This is a genomic window from Paraburkholderia silviterrae (genome assembly GCF_004353915.1).
In the GTDB taxonomy this organism is placed as follows: domain Bacteria; phylum Pseudomonadota; class Gammaproteobacteria; order Burkholderiales; family Burkholderiaceae; genus Paraburkholderia; species Paraburkholderia silviterrae.
In genome coordinates this window covers 32662-52017 of record NZ_SMRP01000042.1, presented here as the reverse complement: position 1 = coordinate 52017, position 19356 = coordinate 32662, and the positions used below count along the sequence as shown (strand labels likewise).

Annotated in this window: 17 protein-coding genes and 1 pseudogene; 7 read left to right on the top strand and 11 right to left on the bottom strand. The window is 62.9% G+C overall.

The genetic code is table 11. The features are described 5' to 3' along the window. Positions 1-2239: type VI secretion system Vgr family protein (locus EYW47_RS37465; RefSeq protein WP_133199845.1), on the top strand; the 2239-nt coding region annotated here is incomplete at its 5' end. Next, entirely contained in the window at positions 2232-2876 is a 645-nt protein-coding gene (locus EYW47_RS41195; protein ID WP_165976789.1) for a hypothetical protein, read from the top strand. The genes EYW47_RS37465 and EYW47_RS41195, both read left to right, overlap by 8 nt. A 139-nt stretch (positions 2877-3015) precedes the next feature. On the opposite strand, the pseudogene EYW47_RS37460 reads toward EYW47_RS41195, so the two are convergent. Beyond that, a pseudogene (locus EYW47_RS37460) lies at positions 3016-3474 on the bottom strand (LysR substrate-binding domain-containing protein); the annotation flags it as partial. 44 nt (positions 3475-3518) lie between these two features. Between EYW47_RS37460 and EYW47_RS37455 the strand changes: the two are divergent. After that, positions 3519-3932 carry a YybH family protein gene (locus EYW47_RS37455; RefSeq protein WP_205710222.1) on the top strand — a complete coding sequence of 138 codons (414 nt, stop codon included), beginning with the start codon at positions 3519-3521 and terminating at the stop codon, positions 3930-3932. A gap of 110 nt (positions 3933-4042) precedes the next feature. Here the strand turns inward: EYW47_RS37455 and EYW47_RS37450 are convergent, their stop codons facing one another. Further along, entirely contained in the window at positions 4043-5704 is a 1662-nt protein-coding gene (locus tag EYW47_RS37450; protein ID WP_133199843.1) for a hypothetical protein, read from the bottom strand. 321 nt (positions 5705-6025) lie between these two features. Between EYW47_RS37450 and EYW47_RS37445 the strand changes: the two genes are divergently transcribed. After that, positions 6026-6310 carry a hypothetical protein gene (locus EYW47_RS37445; protein ID WP_133199842.1) on the top strand — a complete coding sequence of 95 codons (285 nt, stop codon included), beginning with the start codon at positions 6026-6028 and terminating at the stop codon, positions 6308-6310. A gap of 84 nt (positions 6311-6394) precedes the next feature. Here EYW47_RS37445 and EYW47_RS37440 read toward each other — a convergent pair whose 3' ends face one another. The 9 genes from EYW47_RS37440 to EYW47_RS37400 all read right to left on the bottom strand — a co-directional run bounded on the left by EYW47_RS37440 (position 6395) and on the right by EYW47_RS37400 (position 17792). After that, positions 6395-6985, bottom strand: coding sequence for a PqiC family protein (locus EYW47_RS37440; protein WP_133199841.1), 591 nt, complete (start codon positions 6983-6985; stop codon positions 6395-6397). After that, on the bottom strand, positions 6982-8604 hold the full coding sequence (locus EYW47_RS37435; RefSeq protein ID WP_133199840.1) for a PqiB family protein: 1623 nt from the start codon (positions 8602-8604) through the stop codon (positions 6982-6984). Before EYW47_RS37435 ends, EYW47_RS37440 begins: the two co-directional genes overlap by 4 nt. Beyond that, positions 8579-9862: a paraquat-inducible protein A gene (locus EYW47_RS37430; protein WP_133199839.1), complete on the bottom strand. Its 1284-nt coding sequence runs from the start codon at positions 9860-9862 to the stop codon at positions 8579-8581. The genes EYW47_RS37435 and EYW47_RS37430 overlap by 26 nt, the downstream gene beginning before the upstream one ends. Then, entirely contained in the window at positions 9859-11355 is a 1497-nt protein-coding gene (locus tag EYW47_RS37425; protein WP_133199838.1) for an efflux transporter outer membrane subunit, read from the bottom strand. Before EYW47_RS37425 ends, EYW47_RS37430 begins: the two co-directional genes overlap by 4 nt. Position 11356: 1 nt before the next feature. Continuing rightward, a complete protein-coding gene (locus EYW47_RS37420) occupies positions 11357-14575 on the bottom strand; it encodes an efflux RND transporter permease subunit (protein ID WP_133199837.1) in 3219 nt (1072 codons plus the stop codon). An 11-nt stretch (positions 14576-14586) separates the two neighbouring features. Continuing rightward, a complete protein-coding gene (locus tag EYW47_RS37415) occupies positions 14587-15783 on the bottom strand; it encodes an efflux RND transporter periplasmic adaptor subunit (RefSeq protein ID WP_240764089.1) in 1197 nt (398 codons plus the stop codon). Positions 15784-15996: 213 nt separating this feature from the next. Then, the gene (locus tag EYW47_RS37410) at positions 15997-16440 is read right to left on the bottom strand and encodes a YMGG-like glycine zipper-containing protein (protein ID WP_133199851.1); all 444 of its coding nucleotides are present in this window, start codon (positions 16438-16440) and stop codon (positions 15997-15999) included. A gap of 181 nt (positions 16441-16621) precedes the next feature. Next, positions 16622-17224, bottom strand: a complete 603-nt coding sequence (locus EYW47_RS37405) for a lipid-binding SYLF domain-containing protein (RefSeq protein ID WP_133199835.1) — start codon at positions 17222-17224, stop codon at positions 16622-16624. 181 nt (positions 17225-17405) lie between these two features. Continuing rightward, positions 17406-17792 (bottom strand): response regulator transcription factor, encoded by a 387-nt coding sequence (locus tag EYW47_RS37400; protein ID WP_133199850.1) that lies wholly within the window; start codon positions 17790-17792, stop codon positions 17406-17408. Positions 17793-18028: 236 nt separating this feature from the next. Between EYW47_RS37400 and EYW47_RS42265 the strand changes: the two genes are divergently transcribed. The 3 genes from EYW47_RS42265 to EYW47_RS37390 are packed head-to-tail and all read left to right on the top strand — an operon-like array spanning position 18029 to position 19342. Next, positions 18029-18253 (top strand): patatin-like phospholipase domain-containing protein, encoded by a 225-nt coding sequence (locus EYW47_RS42265; protein WP_240764086.1) that lies wholly within the window; start codon positions 18029-18031, stop codon positions 18251-18253. Beyond that, positions 18216-18605, top strand: a complete 390-nt coding sequence (locus EYW47_RS42260) for a DUF3734 domain-containing protein (RefSeq protein WP_240764085.1) — start codon at positions 18216-18218, stop codon at positions 18603-18605. The genes EYW47_RS42265 and EYW47_RS42260 overlap by 38 nt, the downstream gene beginning before the upstream one ends. After that, positions 18602-19342 carry an acetoacetate decarboxylase gene (locus tag EYW47_RS37390; protein WP_133199834.1) on the top strand — a complete coding sequence of 247 codons (741 nt, stop codon included), beginning with the start codon at positions 18602-18604 and terminating at the stop codon, positions 19340-19342. Before EYW47_RS42260 ends, EYW47_RS37390 begins: the two co-directional genes overlap by 4 nt. Positions 19343-19356: the final 14 nt, after the last annotated feature.

Sequence of the window (19356 nt, the reverse complement as noted above, 5' to 3'; positions counted from 1 at the left end):
GACCAACCATCTCGCGCTGGACGACACCGAGAACCGGCAGCAGGCCCAGCTCGCGAGCGATCGCGGAAAGTCGAGCCTGAGCCTGGGCTATATCACACGCATCGAGGGCAATGCGGGCCGGCAGGATGCCAGGGGCGAGGGCTTCGAGCTACGCAGCGACCGATGGGGGGCGCTGCGCGCAGCGCTCGGTCTGCTGCTGACCACGTTTGGCCGTGAGAAGGCGGCGGGCAAAGCCAAGGACATGGGCGAGACGCACTCGCACCTGACCGAGGCGCGCGGAATTCACGAGGAGCTGGCGCAGAGTGCACAGAAGCACGGCGCGCAGGAGGCGACGGACAACCAGACGGACGTAACGCGGGCCATCAAGGACGCCAACGCCGCACTTCGCGGCAAAGAGGGCGGAGAATTCCCGGAGTTCGACAACCCCGACATTGTCATCTCCAGCGCAGCTAATGTGCACACGGCGGCGGAATGCAGCACGCACATTGCGAGTCGCGAGAATACCGCGCTTACGGCGGGCGGCGATGTGGCGATTGCCGCGAAGTCACTGTTCGTTTCGGTCCGGCGCGTGGTGTCTTTCTTTGCCTACAAGTCCATGAGCTTCATTGCCCGTGAACTTGTGCGCATTGAATCGCGCTTGAACGGAATCGATATGACTGCGAGGGGTGATATAACCCAGACGAGCACTGATGGAGTGATCAGGCTGACGGCTCGGCAATGCGTCGAGATCAAGGTTGAGAACACAACGGTCCGCTTCACGCCTCAGGGCATCTTCACGTATACCGATGGGCAATACCTCGTCCATGCAGCAAATCACGCGACGGATGACCCGCAGGCGCCACCTGTGCAGTTCCCGGTTACGTCCGAGAATCCTGGCAAGCTCGCCGCCCATCATGTGCTCGTCGAGAGCGGTGGTGGTTTTCCGGTCCCGAATCAGCCATACCGCCTCACGCTGGACGATGGGCAAATCATCCAGGGCGTCACAAACGAACTGGGCGAAATGCAGATGGCGACGAGTAACGTCGTGTCGTTCGGCATGATCGAGTTGCTGTCGCAGACTAACCCGGAACAGATAATTGGGATTGCTCAGACCACAGTGTACGAACAGGCCGATGTAGCAATGCCGGCTGTAGAGGTCGCGGCACAACGTACAACGACCGTAGGCGGTAAAACCATCAGCACGCCCCCCACGAATACAACATCGCAGGGGAAGCCAGCCACATACATGGGATGTGATCCACTCAACTTCGGACTGCGCACCTACCAGTTCCTCTCAGGTGGGAAGGCGGACGACCCGAAGTACCTGTTCGTGGGGAAAATTCAGTATCCCGTCGCGAAGGCATATACCAAGGCGATGAAGTCAGCTTTGACAGGCATGGATTGGGTAGGGTTGTCGGGCAAATCCTCCGACGCGGTCAATGACGCAGTTAAACCCGTGGTTCGGGGTGCAATTTTGGCTGCATTGCAATATGGATCGTTTGGTCTTCCCGTACGTGCAATGCCAAAAATAATTGTGGCTGGCCCAGATCAATGGGATGATTTTGGAATGAAGTCAGACTATAACGGATGTTTCCATAATCCAACATGGGCGTTAGTAATTAATAAAAATAGAATCGATCACATCGCCACCAATGAAATTGCAATCAGCAAAATGACTGACGAAACTATAAAGAAATCCGCGGTGTTTGATAATCATGCTCGCATGCAGACAATTTCTAATACGATGTATCACGAAGCGAGGCATTGCCAACAGAAATTCTGGATGCTCTCCCTTTACCACAGCAATCCAAGTGACTACGAGAAGTTGAAGGAATTCGTGGTTTTTCAAGAAATTAACGTAGCGAAGAACATCCTGTTGTGCGCCCAGACAACTCCGTTTCCAAACAACGACCTTGTTCGTATTGGCGTACATCGAATGTTGATGTTCGACTACTACTGGACAATCATGGGAAACAAGGACAAATCGGGATACGAATTTTTGGCCAATGATCAGGAGGCGGTAGAGGCCGAGATTTGCAAACTACTGAACGTTACATCAGAAGTAGCGAGGAAAATGGCAGACCATGAGACAGGCTACAGGAGTCAATTGCATGAAGAAGATGCTTTCAGTTGCGGGGATCTCGTGGATTCGTATTGGTCTAATGACAAATCTGATCCTGATTCCATGCGCAATCCCGGCTCATGCACAAGAGAATACCTCAAAACCATCAATGCAATTGGAGGCGGCGCAAATGCCTAAGCAGATCACCAAGGAGCAAAGTACTGCACTATCCAGCCTACTCAATGAAGTGATGGGCGTTCTGCGCGATGATAAACCATTTAACCCGAAGCAGTTCGCCTTCGGAGAATTAAAATCTACAGAAAATAGTCCGGATGATCCCGGGATTAGTTACGAGTACCGCAATAGTAAATTACCAGATTCGCAGACAACGATTACGACATATTCTGACCCACTTAACGATGTTGAGGATAGAACGCTGGTTCCCGTGGTTCCAGTAAAGTTCGAAATTGATTTCTATGATTTGACTGGCGAATTGAGCAAAGGCTCCTTAGAAAGGGAGCTCGATCTTGCGAACTATTGGGTTGGTATTGATGGGAAGGAGAATAAGAGAAACTGTTATCCATCACCAGCACCAGCACGTGGAATTCTAATTTGTCGCTATCGGGCCAACCCGCATGAAAGCGGGCGCGTGCCGGTCGATGTCGATATGTTTTTTAGCTACAGAGACAACATGAACGCAGACATGTTGCGCTTGAGTTCCATCTACATCCGACGCGATTACCCGTACGTCACTCCCGCGATGCGCAAGCAGAAGCGCGAGGAAAAGGAACAGCGCATTCGCGAGTTGTACGGTAAACCGGAGGCCGCCAAATGACCCAACGCTTCGAACGCACGATTTCGCAATTCGCTCATGCCTCAACGGCTTCGCGCGATGAGAATGTGCTCCACCGTGCCGGCAACGCCAGGCACCTCCAGCAGCGCCCATATGCACCGCTCCAAACGTCGACAACCACCTAAGCCGCCCTAAGCTTCCCCCGCGCCGCCCCCTCCGCCATCTCCAGAAACGCCCCCAACGCGCTCGAAACATACCCATCGCGCCGCCGAATAAACAGCGTCTGCATACGCGCCAGCTCCGCTGGCATACGATGCGCGCTAACCTTGCCTGCGGCGGCCGCTTGCGCGACCACACCCTGCGGCAGCAGCGTCACGCCAACGCCCGCCGCGACGCAACTCAGAATCGCGTCGAGCGAACCGAACTCCAGCGGCTTGGCCACGACGAGCCCGCGCCCATAGAGAAATGCCTCCAACCGCTGCCGATACGAACAGCCGAACTGAAACACCACGGCTTTAAGGTCCGCAATCTTCGCCAGATCCTTTAATGAGGACACCGCAGGACTCGCAACGAGCACGAGCTCTTCGGTAAACACGCGTGCCTGCGCGATCTCTGGATGCTCGACCGGGCCAGCAACAAACGCACCGTGAACTCGCTACCGAGGGCAGTCCGCTGGAAGCGCTAGTGGCCTTCTATCGCGCCTTCAACACCGGCGATCTGGACGCGCTCGCGGCCAACTGGGCGCCGGGCGAGCGTCCGAGCATGGCCAATCCCATTGGCCGGATTCGGCACGGCTGGCCCGCCATTCGCGCGGGTTACCAGGCGCTCTTTGAAGGTCCGGCGCGCGTGCAGGTCGCGTTCCACGACTTCACGCCGGAAGGCGGTGACGACTGGCACTTGTTCGTCGGCCGCGCGGAAGGGACCTGCGTGCTGCCCGATCGCACGATCCCGTTGCGCATTCGCACGACGCGCTGGTTCGCGAAGATCGATGACGCGTGGCGGCAGCTCCATCATCACGGGTCGATCGAAGAACCCGCGCTGCTCGCCGAGTATCAGACCGCCATCTTCGGCGCGCCTCTCGCTACGCCGATGGCCTGAGCCTCGCTTGCGATTGCTGGATGCATGCGCATCGCGCATGCATCCACGGTTCCTGATCAACCGTCCGGCCGCGAGTGTGTGGAACACCCGCAGTCGTTACGCTTGCGTGCTCAGAACCACTTGCCGTTGATTGCACCCGGCGCGAGCGAAACACCGCGCAGCACCTCGCCAAAGCCGGCATTGCGCACCGTGACGAATTGCTCCTGCGTCGCGCCGCTCGCCTGGCTGTTGTGCAACACGTCGCGGATCGCGACGAGGCGGTTCGGGTCCGCGCCCTGATCGCCGTTGCCGCTCACCGTCGAGGTGATCGCCCAGAGCGTGACCGTGCCGTCGTTATCGACATGCCCGGTGAGATTGCGCAGGCCGTCGGTGGCCGGCGCCCACGGCAGGCCGGTCGCGCTGTTCGAGCCGGATGGGTAGCCCTGCACCGTATAGGCCGTGCCCAGACCCAGGCCGTTTTGCAGCGTGTAGGCAAGCTTCCACGACTTCGTGCCCGCGTTGTACACCCACTTTTGCAGGCCCGCGGTGGTCTGCGCCGCAGCGTGCGTGTAGAGGTCGGCGCCGCCCGCGTAGCCGTCGCCTTCGTCGGCGACATAGAGCGTGTTCGCGTCGGCGAACCAGACGCCGAACGGATAGGCCGTCGTAGTCGCCGTCTTGTTCGGCGTAGTCGGGAAGCCAGCGAGCACGCACACGTTGCTCGGCAGGCCGCTCGACTGGACCGTCGCCGCGTTATAGGCGAGCGGTTGCGTGGGCAGCTTCGCGCCCTGTGCCGGCACGCCCACGCCCGAGGGACACGCCGTGCCCGTCGTATCGACGAAGTACACCGTATTCACGCCATTGCCGCCGCTGCCCTTCGTGAAGTACACGACGTTGTTGAACACGGTCAGGCCGCGGAAGTTATCGTCCTTGCCCACCTTGTCGGCCTTCGCGCCAAGCTGCGTGACGGAGAAGCTCGCGAGCGGCGCGGGCGTGCCCGGCGTTTGCTGCGCTTCGTGTTCGTGCGTGGCCGCGATGAACTGCGAGCCCGCGCCGAGAATCACGTTCGTGGGCTGCGGGTTCGAGCCGTTGCCCGCGTTGCCGACCGTGTAGTAGAAGCCGTCGCCATTGCCGTTCGCGTTGCTGTTGTTCAGGATCGCGGCGCGGCCGTTGTTGCCGCTATAGGCGTTGGTCTCGGTGAAGGTGAAGTGCCCTTCGCGGTCGACGCGCGCAACGGCGCGGTAGTACGCCACGCCATCCGGATTCGTCGGATCATTCGCGCCCGGCGTGTTCGAATTCGACACGTCGATGGCATTGACCGGCGCGACGTAGCCCATGAACGTCAGGTAGCGGCCGTCCGCCGAGAGGTTGAGCGCGAGCTCCGACTTGGAGCTGAAGCTCGTCACGAGCTGGTCGTGACCGTCGCCGGGATGCAGGCTGTTCGGCACTTCGAGCGAATGGACGACTTCGCCGCCCGGCGTGATGGCGTCGAGGAAGACGCGCGCCGTGAGGCCGAAGCTCCCATCGTAGAGCGCGTTGTTCCAGACATACGGGTAGGTGCCGTCATTGGTTGCGCCGTTGCCGGTCGGGCAGCCGGCCTGCGTGCTTGCGCATTTCGGCGGCAGCACCTCGCCGGTCTGCACGTTGCTGGACGCGTTGTCGTAGACGCCGCGGCTCACGACCAGCAGGCCCGGTCCGCCGAAGGCGGGCTGGGCGATGGCGCCGGTGCTGGCACAGGCGATTGCAAGGGCGAGAAGCGTGGGACGAAATGCGGAACGATCGATTGCGATGGCCATTTGTAACGTCTCCGTAAGGAATTGAATACTTCTTGTTCGGACGAACTCAAGGTCAATCGACACTACCGTATAGGCACTTCGTGAAGGATTTGTTGCAGGGGGTGAACGCGCGGGCAAGACGCCTTCACGGTGTCCATAAATAATCAGGATATCTATCTGTATCGGGACACAAGAAAAACAAGTCGTTCCGGAAGAAAAGCGAATGGGGACGACCTAGACTTGTAGGTGGCGAGCCGGCCAGATCTCCATCGCCCTGGCATCAGAATTCGGTCTGCATAACCAGGCTTTCTCGACGGATTCAGCACTTGCAGGAGAACTTCCATGAAGACCCTGATGATACTGGTATGCGCATTGCTCAGCGCCCATGCGTATGCAACATGCGCAACGAATGCCCGTGGCGAAACGGTCTGCGGCAATGGTCAGACCGCTGGAGGCTATAACCGCAATACCGGCACGGCCTGGACATCCCAGGTGAATCAGAATGGCGTGCGCACGACCCAGACGAACCGGGGCGGCGAAGCAAAAACGATGAATGGCAAAGGCGTGGTCAAGGGGCCCGGCGGCACCACGTGTTATCGAACCGCCAACAGTCACGGCTGCAATTGACGGCGCTCGCCGCCACCCCAACGCCTCTCGATCAAGACGTGCGAAGCCGGCACGGCAGACACCCAGGAGCCGCGCCCGCGCGGGTCATCGCGGCAAGTCCGCCTGGATGGCCGCTGCAATATCGCGGCTCACCGAAGCCAGCGCCCGATCGTGCGCAGCCACGAGCGCGTCATAGCCCTGCCCTTGCACCGGCTCGCGCGCGGACGTGTGCCCGAGGATCGGCTTCGTCTCCTTCGGCGGCCAGATCGTCCATAGCGCGTCGACGCTCGCTGTCTCCCCCACCACCGAATCGAAGCGCATCACATCGACGCGCACGCGCCACACCGGCGGCCCGCCGGAGTCGGCACCAAAAACGCTCACGTGCTCAGACCCGAGCAACGCCGCGAGGTCGCCAGCGATTGCGCGCTGGATGTCGCTTTTCAGCGGGTCGGCCCAGCGCTGAAATTCGTTGGGCGAGACCTGGTTACCGGCGAGGGTCACGACGATCTGCGGCCGGTCGACCAGCTCCGGAATGGTGACAGGGCTCACCACGACATACAGCGGCGCGGCGGTGCCCAGGGTGGTGAGCGTGGCGTCCGGCTTCAGGCGATAGAAGCTGGCGGTCGGGGAACTGCTGCAGCCGCCAGCGAGGCCTGCGATCAGCACGGCAGCGGGGAACAGGAATGTGCGCTTCACGGCTGGGTCTCCTGCGACTTTCCGCGAATCAACGCTTCCGGATGCCGCTCCAGATAATCAGCAAGGGTGCGGAAGGACGCGGCCGTGCGCGCCAGCTCCTGCATCGCGTCGGCGGTGTTCTGCTGCAGCGCCGAGTTCGGCTGCAGCGCGTTGGTGGCGGCGCCGAGCGCGGCGTGCGCCGCCACCAGTGTGTCCTGCGCCTGCGGGACGATCTCGGTGTCGAGATGGTTGAGCAGCGTGTTTGCGCTCGCGAGCGTCTGTTGCGTGTTCTTGCCAATCGCCTCGAACGGAATCTTGTTCAGCTTCGCCACGAGCTGCGTGACATCGTCCTGCAACCGTTGCAGGTTGCCGGGAATCGTGGGCAGCGCCGGAGGCGAGGACTGCCAGTCGACCATGGCCTTCGGCGCGTCGGGGAAGAAGTCGACGGCCAGGTACAGTTGCCCGGTCAGCAGGTTGCCGGTTCTCAGCTGCAGGCGCAGTCCCTTTGCGACGAGGCTGTCTGCGAGCGCGTAGGGCTGGTTGGTCAACCGGTCGTCGGTGTCGGTCGCCGCCCGGGTCCTGTAGCGGGACGTGAAGAGCGCCGGATAGAGATTGAATTCCACCGGAATGGTGAACTTCTCGGTCTTCGGATCGAAGCGCGTATAGATTGCCGTCACTTCGCCGATCACGATGCCGCGGAAATCGACGGGCGCGCCCACCGTCAGGCCTCGCACCGATTCATTGAAGTTGGCCACGTACTTGACGACGATCCGGTAATGCGCCTTCATCGCCTCGGTCCGGTCCGGGAACAGCGTGAACGTCGAGCCGTTCGTGGCAACGGTCTTGTCGAGTCCGTCGGGCGGCGCTTCGAACGCCACGCCGCCTATCATGATCGACACCAGCGACTGCGTGTTGACCTGAATGCCATTGGAGCCGACCTTCACGTCGACGCCGCTCGCATGCCAGAAGCGCGTGTCCGCAAGCACGAACTTGTCGTACGGTGCGTTGATGAACACGTGCAGCGTCACGCCGCTGCCGTCGGGATCGAGCTTGTAGCCCGAGACCTGGCCGACCTGCAGACGGCGGAAGTACACCGGCGAGCCGATGTCGAGCGAGCCCATGTCCGCGCTCTTCAGGACGAATTCACGGCCGGGCACGTCGCTCGCGATCACCGGCGGCACTTCGAGGCCGACGAAGTCGCGCCGCTCGGCCTTGGCATTGCCGACGTCCATCCCAAGGTACGAGCCGGACAGGAGCGTGCTGATCCCGGACACCGTCCCGCCTGAAATGCGCGGACGCACGACCCAGAAACGCGTGTTATCGACCAGCATGTCGGTCGCGTCCTTGTTGATGTCGGCGGTCGCGAGCACGCGCATGTGGTCGGGCGTGAGCGTCACCGACTTGACGATGCCGATATCGACGTTCTTGAACTTGATCTTGGTCTTGCCCGCCTCGAGCCCTTCGGCAGTCGCAAAGCTGATGGTGATCGTCGGGCCTTTTTCGATGACCGCCTTGAGCGCGAGCGAGCCGCCAATCAACACCGCGAGGATCGGCACGAACCATATGAGCTGCAGGCGCCAGCGCGAGCGCGGCACGGCCTCGGCGTTGGGGAAATCAGGCTTGGGGTCCTGTGCTGGCATGATCTTGCTCCGCTTCGTCCCACATCAGACGTGGGTCAAACACCATCGCCGCGAACATCGTGAGGACCACCACCGCCCCAAAGGCAATCGCCGCGTTACCGGCCTGGATCGTTGCGAGCGCCTGAAACTGCACCAGCGCGACGAGCATCGTGATCACGTAGATGTCGAGCATCGACCAGCGCCCGACGAACTCGACGATCCGGTAGATCCGCGTGCGCTCGACGGGGTACCAGCGCGAGTGCATCTGCGTGGAGACCGCCAGGTAGACGAGCGCGAGAATCTTCAGCATCGGCACCGCGATGCTCGCGACGAACACCACGATCGCGAGCGGCCACGAGCCCGATGTCCAGAGATAGACGACGCCGGAGAGAATCGTGTCGTTCTCGGCGCCGAACAACGAGCTCGTGTACATCACCGGCAGCATGTTCGCCGGGATGTACATCACCATGGCGGCAATCAGAAGGGCCCAGGTGCGCGACAGGCTCGCGGGCTTGCGCAGGTGCAGCGCCGCGCCACAGCGCGGGCAATGGTGCGCATGCTGCTGCACACTCGCGAGCAGTCCGCAGTCGTGGCACAGCGCGAGACCGCATTGCGCCGCCGTGAGCGCGCCGCGCGGCAACGACTCGTCGAGCGCGGGCAGCCCATGCCGGTGCTCCACCGCGGCCACGCGCAACCACAGGATGTGCGTGTCGAAGGCGGCCGAAGCCGCTGCGAGGACCAGCATCAGCGCGCCGAACGACCATAGCGCCGGGCCGACCACCACGCCCGCGATCTTCGAGAGCTTCACGAGCGCGACCAGCAAGCCGAGAATCAGGACTTCGGTCATCCCCCACGGCTGGCACAGATGGCACAACCGGAACACCCATGGCCCGCCCCACGGCACGCGCTCGTACTTCAACGGCACCAGCATCCACAACATGCCCGTGGTCTGCAGGATCGGCATGAGCACCGTAGTCGCGAACACGAGGCTGGCGAGCGGCCACTTGCCGTCCCGATACAGCACGCGCACCGCGCCCATCAGCGTCGTCTCGACGAGCGTGCCGTTGACCGACAGTCCAACGATCGGATACGCATTCGAGATGGCGAACAGAACGACTGCGCCGAGCGACAGCGCGAGCGCACGCTCGAGGCTGTCCGGGAGGTTCCGGTAGAACTCGGCGTGACAGCGGCGGCAGCGCAGCACCCCACCCTCCGGCACGGGCACTTCACGCTGCAGGAGGTCGCACTCGTGGCATGCAATGAGCTTGCCTGCTGTCATTGCGGCACCTGAGCGGCGGGTTGTGACGCGGCGGGTTGCGCAGCCTGCGGCTGTCCGGGGGCCGGTGCGGGCACGCTCAGCCGCTCCGCCTCTACGACCCAGCCGCCGCCCATCGCCATGTAGAGATTGACGAGATTCGTGAGCGTCGCGGCCTGCGTCTGCGTGAATTGAAGCTCCGCGCTGAACAGATTGCGCTCGGCGTCGAGCACCTCCAGGTAGCTCGTGTAGCCCCCCTCGTAACGCAGCCGCGCGAGCCGCAGATAGGTGCGCAGCGCGTCGACCTGGCGGCGCTGGATCGCCACTTGCTCGCGCGACTTCTGCACCGCGATCAGCGCATCGTCGACCTGCTGGAACGCCACCTGGATCGCATTTTCATACGCGAACAGCGCCTCTTGCTGGCGCGCTTCGGCCTGCTTGTTCTGGCCGTAGATGTTGCCGCCCGTGAAGATCGGCAGCGTTGCCGACCCGGCAAACGACCATACCCGCGCGGGTCCGGTGAAGAGGTTCGAGAACTGTGTGCTGACCGAGCCAAACAGCCCCGTGAGCGAGATCTGCGGGAAATACAATGCGCGCGCCGCGCCGATCAGCGCGTTTTGCGCGATCAGGTTCTGCTCGGCCTGCAACAGGTCGGGCCGGCGATCGAGCAGGTCCGATGGCATGCCCGCGGGCACGAGGGGCGTTGCGATATCGGCCAGCGCGTGGCCGCGCAGGATGGGCTCCGGATTGCTGCCGAGCAGCACCGAGAGCGCATCTTCCTGCTGCGCGATCTGCTGCTCGAGCTGTGGAATGGTCGCCGCCGTGGCCTCATAGTCGGACTGGCTCTGTGCCAGCTCCATCTCCGAGGTCTGGCCGAACTGCCGGCGCAGCGTGAACACGTGCACGGAATCGGCACGGCTCGCCAGCGTGCTCTGGGCAATCTCGAGCTGCGCGTCGAGGCTGCGCAGCGTGATATACGACGTCGCGACCGACGAGACCAGTGTGAGGATGGTCGCGCGGCGGCTCTGCTCGGCCGCGTTCACATTCGCGCGCGCCGCCTCCGTCTCGCGCCGCACCTGGCCGAACAGGTCGATATTCCAGAAGCCCGAGACGCTCGGCTGGAACTCGTTGAACACCGGCGAGACGCCGGGCGGTATCGGTGTGGGCCCATCCCGCGACGCGCGCTGGCGCGACGCGCCGAAGCCGACGCTCGCCTGCGGGAACAACGCCGAACGCGTGCTCACGAACTGGCCCAGGAACTCGTCGACGCGCGCGCCCGCCTGCTTCACATTGAGGTTGTTCGCGAGCGCGGTCTTCACGAGGTCGTTGAGCACCGGGTCCCCGAACTGCTCCCACCATGCGGTGTTGGCGACATCCGCCGCGTTGGCGTACGGGAAGCGGTACGTGTCGGGCACGGCCACCTTCGGCCGCTCGTAGTTGGGGCCGAGCAGGCAGCCGTGCAGCAATCCGATGACGAGGAGCGGCGCAGCAACGCGCGCGAAGGCTGCGGGACGCATGTCAGTCATCCTCATGCCGTGCGGACGGCGTGACATGCGGCGAGCCCGAGCCGCCCGGGGCCGCCGGTGGCGTCCCGCTGCCCGACTGGGGTGTTGCCTTGCCGCCGCCCTTGCGAGAGCCGAGCGACTCGATCGCCCAGTAGAACATCGGGATGAAAAACACGGCGATCGCGGTGGCGCCCAGCATCCCGCCGATCACGCCCGTGCCGATCGAGTGGCGGCTGTTCTGCGATGCGCCCAGTGCGATGGCGAGCGGCACGCAGCCAAGGATGAACGCGAGCGAGGTCATCACGATCGGCCGCAGACGCTCTTCGGCGGCCACGAGCGCCGCGTCGTACGGCGACTTGCCCTCCTCCCGGTTCAGCACCGCGAACTCGAAGATCAGGATCGCGTTCTTCGCGGCGAGCGCGATCAGCATCGTCAGGCCGATCTGGAAGTAGACGTCGTTGTTCAGGCCGCGCAGCAGGATCGCGAGCAACGCGCCGAACAGCGCGAACGGCACCGCCATCAGCACGCCGAACGGCAGCGACCACTTCTCGTATTGTGCGGCGAGGATCAGGAACACCATGATGATGCCGAATACGAACACGAGGCCGCCGGCCGAGCCCGACTTGATCTCCTCGAATGCCTCGCCGCTCCAGCCGACGGCGTAGCCCGGCGGCATCTGCGCGGCGAGCTCCTGCAAGGTCGAGATCACCTGGCCCGAGCTGTAGCCCGGCGCCGCGTTCGCGGTGATCTTCACCGCCGGGAAATTGTTGAAGCGCGTGATCAGGTCGGGGCCCGTGACGTAGCGGTAGGTCATCACCGCCTTGATCGGCACCATGTTGTTGGTCCGGCTGCGCACATAGATCTGGTCGAGGTCGCCCGGCGTGAGCCGGTAGCGGGGATCGGCCTGCACGATCACCTGCCACAGCCGTGCGTCCTTGTTGAACTGCGACACGTAGAGCGAGCCGAACATCGTCTGCATCGCGCTGTACACCTCTTCGACCGGCACACCGAGTGTCTCCGCCTGATCCCGGTCCACGTTCACCAGCAGTTGCTGCGAAGCCGCGTTGAAGGTCGAGGTCACGCCGGAGAGCTCGGGCCGCGCCTTCGCCTTCGCCACGAAGTCCTGCACAACGGCCGCGAGCTGCTGGATCGACCCATCCCCCTGGCTTTCGATCCACATCTCCGTGCCGCCCGTCGTGCCGAGGCCTGGAATGGATGGCGGATTCACGGGCACGACGATGCCCTCCTGGACCTTCGAAAGCGTCTCATAGGCCTTGATCAGCACCGCGCGCGCGTTTTGCTCCTTGATGTTCGAGAATTTGTAGCGCTCGTCGAAGCCCTTCAGGCCGACGAAGAACGTGCCCGCATTGTTCTTGTTCTGGCTGTCGAGCAGGCTGAATCCATTGACGATCGTGACGCTGCTCACCGCGGGCTGCTTCATGAAGTAGTCGGTGACCTTGTCCCCGACGTCCGCGGTCCGGTCGAGACTGGCCGCGTCCGGCATGATGATCGCGCCGAGCAGGTAGCCCTGGTCCTCGGGCGGCAGGAAGCCGCCCGGAATCGTTTTGGCCATCAGGACCGCGAGCACGATCACGCCCGCGAAAACGATGATGCCCATCACGTAGCGCCGGATCACGAACCGCACGGCGCGCCCGTAGCCGGCCGTCATGCGCGCGAACTTGTTGTCGAACCACAGGAAAAAGCCCTTCTTTTCGTGGTGCGTTTCCTTGAGCAGGATCGCGGCCAACGCGGGCGACAGCGTCAACGCCACGATGCCCGAGAACACCACGGAGATCGCGATCGTGATCGCGAACTGCTTGTACAGCTGCCCGGTGATCCCGCCGAGGAACGCAACCGGCACGAACACCGCGCACATCACGAGCACGATCGCGACCACCGGGCCCGACACCTCGTCCATCGCGCGCTTGGCCGCGTCTTTCGGGTTGAGCTTGTGGACGGTCATATTGCGCTCGACGTTCTCGATCACGACGATCGCATCGTCCACGACGATGCCGATCGCAAGCACCATCCCGAACAGCGTCAGCATGTTGATCGAGAAGCCCAGTTCCGCCATGCCCATCGCCGTGCCGACGATCGACACCGGCACCGCCATCACCGGAATGATCGTCGCGCGCAGGCTCTGCAGGAACACGTACACGACGATCACCACCAGCACGAGCGCCTCGAAGAACGTGTGGATCACGTCGGTGATCGACGCGCGCGTGAAGTCCGTCGTGTCCATCGCGATCTGATAGTCGAGCCCTTCGGGAAACGCCTTTTTCAGTTGATCGAGCGTCGCGCGCACCTGCTTCGAAACATCGAGCGCGTTCGCGCCCGGCTGCTGGTAGACCGCGATGATCGTGGCCGGCTTGCCCTGGTAGGTGGTGCGGTTCGAATAGCTCTTCTGGCCCAGTTCAGCCCGGCCGATGTCTTTCAGGCGAACGATCGCCGCACCGCTACTGGCCGCTCTGATGATGATGTTGTCGAACTCTTCCGCTGTCGCGAGCCGCCCCGTAGTCGTCACCGCGAACGACTGCTCGACCGGGTTGCCGGTCGGCGACTGGCCAACGGTGCCAACGGCGAACTGCTGGTTCTGCGCGCGCACCGCGTTCTGCACGTCGCCCGCGGTAATGCCGAGCTGCGCCATGCGATCCGGCTTCAGCCAGATCCGCATCGCGTAGTCAGGTGTGCCGAAGATCGCCGACTGGTTCGCGCCCGGAATCCGCTTGAGCGTATCGAGCACATAGACGTTCGCATAGTTCGCAATATAGGTCGGGTCGAAGCGCTGGTCGGGCGAGTAAACCGCGATCACCATCATGAAGGCGTTCGACTTCTTCTGGACCTGGACGCCCTGCGACTGCACCTGCTGCGGCAGTTGCGGCAGCGCGAGATTCACGCGGTTCTGCACGTCGACCTGGGCAAGCTCCGGATTGGTGCCGATCTCGAAGAAGACGTTGAGCGTCAGGTTGCCGGTCGACGAGCTGGACGAATACATGTAGATCATGTTGTCCGCGCCGTTGACCTGCTCCTCGAGCGGCGCGGCCACATTGTTCGCGACGACGTCCGCGCTCGCGCCCGGGTAAGTCGCGGAAACCGTGATTTGCGGCGGCGTGACATCCGGGTACTGCGCGATCGGCAGCGAGAACATCGTCAGCGCGCCACCGAGCGTGATGACGATCGAAATGACGGACGCGAAGATCGGCCGGTCGATGCAGAAGTGGGAGATGTTCATCGGATCCGCCCTTACTGCGACGCGCCGCTGGCCGCGCCCTGGGCCATCGGGCGGGCGCCCTCGGGCGCCTCTGGCGCCGAAGCACCGCCCTTCTCGACGACGGTCTTGCCACCGGTTTGCGTCGAAGCGACCGTGCCGGCGATCTTGAGCGCCACATCGGGCACGACGCGAATCGCGCCGTCCACGACGATGCGCTCGCCGGCCTTCAGGCCATCGGTGATGAACCAGTTGTCGCCATTCCAGTCGCCAACCTCGACGACGCGCTGATGGGCCTTCGACTCGCTGTCGACCACCCACACGAAGTGGCTCTTCGCGCCCTGCAGCACCGCTCGCTGCGGCACGAGGATCGCATTCGGCCGCACCGCGCCCGACACGCGCGCGCGCACGAACTGCCCTGGCCGCAGCGTGCCTTTCGGATTGGCGAGGACGGCCCGCACGAGGAAGGTTCCGGTCTCGGTGCTGAACGCCGGGTTCGCGAAACTGATGGTGCCCTGCTGCGGAAACTCCTTGCCGTTGGCCAGTACGACCGACACGACGAACTGGCTATTGGGCGGAAAGACCAATTTTCCGATCGATATCTGATCCTGGAAGTGCAGCATTTCGTTTTCCGAAATACTGAAATTCACCCACATCGGATCGAGTTGATAGACGTAGGTAAGCAGGCCCGATGCGGTCGCGATCAGATAGCTGCCGTCCTGCTGCCGCGCATAGCTCGCGAGACCGTTCAGCGGTGACTTGATCGTCGTGTAGCCGAGGTTGATCTGCGCCGTGTCGACCTGCCCTTGCGCCGAAATCACCGCGGCTTGCGCCTGCTTCTCGTTGCCGATCGCATCGTCGAGGTCCTTCTGGCTCAATGCCTGCTGTGCGGCGAGCGGCTTGACCCGCGCGAGGTTCTGCTGCGCAACCGTGAGCCGCGCCTGCTGTTGCGCGAGCTGACCCCGCGCCGTCTGCAGCGCGGCCTCGAACGGCTTCGGGTCCATCTGGAACATCGTCTGACCGGCCTTCACCTCCTCGCCTTCGGTGTACATCCGCTTGTCGAGGAAGCCGTCCACGCGCGCGCGAATCTCGACTTCGCGCGAGCTCTGCGTCTGCGCCGTGAACTCGAGATCGACGGGCGTGTCCTGGGCAACGACCGTCATCACCGTCACCTCTGGCGCGCCGAGCGCCGGCGGGCCCGACGCCTTCTTGCAGCCAGCGAAAAACGCCATCGCCACGAGGACGAGTATCGGCAGCAGGAGGCTCCCGAGGGTCGCAAAACCGCGTAACCGTCGAGGGCCGGGAAACAACGGGTCGCTCATGAAAGACCTCCCGCAGCGCGTCACAAGTGTGCGGCGCAGGCATCCTGCGTCTGCGCGATACAAACGGCGAATGCCGCTGTGACCAACCTCTTCATGGCCGCAATCCTCCACCCGCATTCGATGCTACTGGCTCGTATAGCCTCGCCCGTTCATGCAGGCCGTCACGGCGCGATTGAACGTTGCGAGCTGGCTCTGCGTGTTCTGCTGCACCGCCTGCTCCTGCTGGTTGTAAGCCTGCGCCTCGCGCCGCTGGCGCACAGCCCCGGCCACCGTGCCAGTGACCGCTCCGATCGCCGCGCCCTTGCCCGCGTCGCCGCCGATCGCGCCTGCCGCCGCGCCGAGCGCGGCGCCGCCGGCAGCGCCCCTGAGCCGCTGGCCTTGCGGACCAGGCGGCGGTGGCTGGTTCGCCGAGCGCTGTGCCAGTGCAACGGGGTCGACACCGGTCGTCTGCTTCGCCCAGCCCTGGCACTGCGTCATGTCGTTTTGCTGCTTTTGCGCACTCTGGCCTTTCGCCGGGTAGAAAATGGGCTGCGGCTGTGCCCATGCGAGCGCCGCGAACGTCAGCATCAGCGCGCCCGCCACGCGCCTGCCGACGCCCGGCAGGTGGCCCACAGGCTGGACGCACGCTCGCGCACCGTTCGACTGTTTTGGCGGCCGCTTCATGTATCGCCTCTATTACCTTACAATTTGATTCGTCATCCGAATTTATTCGCGTTCGCGCACGACTCCAGGACAGCTTCCGGTTCCATCACGACGGTGAAAAATCCCTGATCTTGGTGATCTTCGACCCTTCCAGTCCCAATCCGGCCATCAATCCCTTCTGGTCGAAAATAAACGCATAGATCTCGGACTGGAGCGTTGTGGTGTTCAGGTTCCTCGCCGTACCCTGGTCCGCAACCACGATCGTCGGTGCAACACCCACGCTAAAGCCAGGGTTCGTTTTCACGTCGTTCAGCTCCTTGTCGGTCATGAAGAACATGGCATACCCGTAGGTCTGAACGCCAGCCTGCATCCCGAACGTGCCTGAGGTCGTGGCATACGAGCCCGTAGCCTTGCCGTTCTCATACAGAATGCCCGCGCCGTGCGCGACGCCGGCAATGAATCCCGCTCTGACGACTTGCGGAAATATCAGGATGCCCTTCGCCTTCTGGCCAAGCTCCTGGGTATGCGGCGTATTCGCATAAAGCGAAGCCAGCGCCGCCTTGCAATCCGCGTCGAGCGTCGGATCGGCCTGCGTGACCGTCTGTGTCGAGGCGCCCGAGTCCATCATGGACGTCTGCTGCGTGGCGCCGCACGCGGCGAGCAAGGTCAAGAGAGCGAGGACCGTCACTTTGTGAACAGGTTGGATCATGATTCCGACTCCCGTTGCCAGATCAGATGAACAGGACCCCGAATGGCTCGCGCGGCCCTTCGTGGTCAAGTCTGGTAGCTGTTGTTGGCAAACTCAATGGGACTTTGGTCCCATACCCCATTGCGCCCAGTCGCGCCCAATCGCACCCAGTCGCGCCCAATCGCACCCACCCGCGCCCGGTTCATGGCGTCGGAGCAATGCCGAGTGCCGCCTGCACCGTCTTGATCAGCAGCGAATCGTTAAAGGGCTTGCACAGGTAACCGAACGCCCCCGACGCAAGCGCCTGCGCGCGCACACCCACATCGTCGTGAGCGGTGATCAGAATCACGGGGATGCCGCTGCCGCCAAGGCGTTGCTGCACTTCCAGCCCATTGAGCCCCGGCATCTGGATGTCGAGGATCACGCAGCCGGGCCGGTAAGAGGGCATTGAAGACAGCGTGTCCAGAAGTTCTTCGCCGCTCAAATACGTGTCCGCGCCGATCCCGGCGGAGCGCAGCAGACGCCTGATCGCCCGGCCCACCGATTCGTCGTCGTCGACAATGACCACAAATGGATCTGGATCACCCATCATGAGAAGTCCAGAGGCGGCAGTTACCCATGTAACCGCGATCCTTGAGATTCAGGCTATGCGGCCCGAAGCGGAACGGGTATAGGCCTTTGGTCCAACACGCAAGAGACAAGCGGCTCCGGAGTAGGACCAAGGTCCAATTGTCCGCGTGGCCGTGGCGACATAGGCTTTACGCACCCTCACGGTCGCAGCGCGCCGTCCCACGCGCGCCGCACAGGCAGGATTGCCCACCGCCGTTGATCTTCTACGACACGGAGTCGCTGCGCACGACGCTCGACGAGCTCGCCGACTTCGATCTCATCAACAGCAAGGCGGTGCGCCTGTCACTCGGGGCGGTCAACATATGTACCGGCGAATCCGTGTATTTCGACAACACCAGGATGCGTCTCGGGCCCGAGCACGTCATGGCGAGCACAGGAACGCATGAAGGACCTGCAGTACGCGAGCAAGGTGCGCTTTAACGCGGCCCGGGTCAAGCAGCAGGAGGAGCTGCGCGCGTCGCTGCGGCGCGTGCTGGCGATGCTGTCCGCGAATGCACAGTCCGATCCGGACGTCGAGCGGCTGGCCGCGATCAGCACGCGTGGCGAGGTGCTGCTCGTGCGCTTCACCAACCGCCACGACACGCGCTCATCCGACTTCAAGGACTACGAATTCTCGCGCGCGACCGTGCTGGACTTGTGGGAAGGCGGTTACGCGGACGTACGCCGTGCAATCGCCACCGAGGCATGGCGCAATGCGACGGAGATGGCGCAAGGCATTCATGTCTGCGACCTCACGCCGATGGAATCTGCCCAACAGGAGTCACCACGATGACTGAATCCGAAGTGAGAGAGCGCGCATTCGCGATGCCACTCACGAGCCCTGCGTTTGCACCGGGTCCGTATCGTTTCGTCGATCGCGAGTTTCTGATCGTTACGTACCGGACCGACCCGGACGCCCTCGCGAAGGTGATCCCCGCGCCGCTGGAGATGACTGATCCGATCGTCAAGTTCGAATTCATCCGGATGCCGGATTCGACCGGCTTTGGCGACTACACCGAGAGCGGACAGGTGATCCCGGTACGGCTGCACGGTCAGCCCGGCGGCTACGTGCATGCCATGTATCTCGACGACATGGCGCCAATCGCGGGCGGCCGCGAAATCTGGGGGTTTCCGAAGAAGCTTGCGTCGCCGCAGCTGCGCGTCGAAAAAGATACGATTGGCGGAGTGCTGCGATACGGGCCGGTACCGATCGCGGTCGCCACGATGGGCTACAAGTATCGCGCCCTGCCGCACGACAAGATTCTCGCGTCGCTCTCGGCGCCGAACTATCTGCTAAAGATCATTCCGCACGTCGATGGCACGGTGCGGATCTGCGAGCTGGTTCGCTACTTCTGCGAGGACATCACAATCAAGGGCGCGTGGGACGGCCCCGCCGCACTCGAGCTGTTCCATCACGCGCTCGCGCCGGTCGCGGCGCTGCCCGTGCTCGAGGTGATCTCCGGCGTGCATATCCTGAGCGACCTGACGCTCGGGCTCGGCACGGTGGTGCACGACTATCTCGCAGAGTGAGGGTAATGGCGCGC

Excerpts from the sequence above, each read along its gene's own strand:
- EYW47_RS41195 (WP_165976789.1), top strand. The coding sequence starts at position 2,232 with ATGCCTAAGCAGATCACCAAGGAGCAAAGTACTGCACTATCCAGCCTA.
- EYW47_RS37450 (WP_133199843.1), bottom strand. The coding sequence starts at position 5,704 with ATGGCCATCGCAATCGATCGTTCCGCATTTCGTCCCACGCTTCTCGCC.
- EYW47_RS37445 (WP_133199842.1), top strand. The coding sequence starts at position 6,026 with ATGAAGACCCTGATGATACTGGTATGCGCATTGCTCAGCGCCCATGCG.
- EYW47_RS37435 (WP_133199840.1), bottom strand. The coding sequence starts at position 8,604 with ATGCCAGCACAGGACCCCAAGCCTGATTTCCCCAACGCCGAGGCCGTG.
- EYW47_RS37430 (WP_133199839.1), bottom strand. The coding sequence starts at position 9,862 with ATGACAGCAGGCAAGCTCATTGCATGCCACGAGTGCGACCTCCTGCAG.
- EYW47_RS37425 (WP_133199838.1), bottom strand. The coding sequence starts at position 11,355 with ATGCGTCCCGCAGCCTTCGCGCGCGTTGCTGCGCCGCTCCTCGTCATC.
- EYW47_RS37420 (WP_133199837.1), bottom strand. The coding sequence starts at position 14,575 with ATGAACATCTCCCACTTCTGCATCGACCGGCCGATCTTCGCGTCCGTC.
- EYW47_RS37415 (WP_240764089.1), bottom strand. The coding sequence starts at position 15,783 with ATGGCGTTTTTCGCTGGCTGCAAGAAGGCGTCGGGCCCGCCGGCGCTC.
- EYW47_RS37410 (WP_133199851.1), bottom strand. The coding sequence starts at position 16,440 with ATGCTGACGTTCGCGGCGCTCGCATGGGCACAGCCGCAGCCCATTTTC.
- EYW47_RS37405 (WP_133199835.1), bottom strand. The coding sequence starts at position 17,224 with ATGATCCAACCTGTTCACAAAGTGACGGTCCTCGCTCTCTTGACCTTG.
- EYW47_RS37400 (WP_133199850.1), bottom strand. The coding sequence starts at position 17,792 with ATGGGTGATCCAGATCCATTTGTGGTCATTGTCGACGACGACGAATCG.
- EYW47_RS42260 (WP_240764085.1), top strand. The coding sequence starts at position 18,216 with ATGAAGGACCTGCAGTACGCGAGCAAGGTGCGCTTTAACGCGGCCCGG.
- EYW47_RS37390 (WP_133199834.1), top strand. The coding sequence starts at position 18,602 with ATGACTGAATCCGAAGTGAGAGAGCGCGCATTCGCGATGCCACTCACG.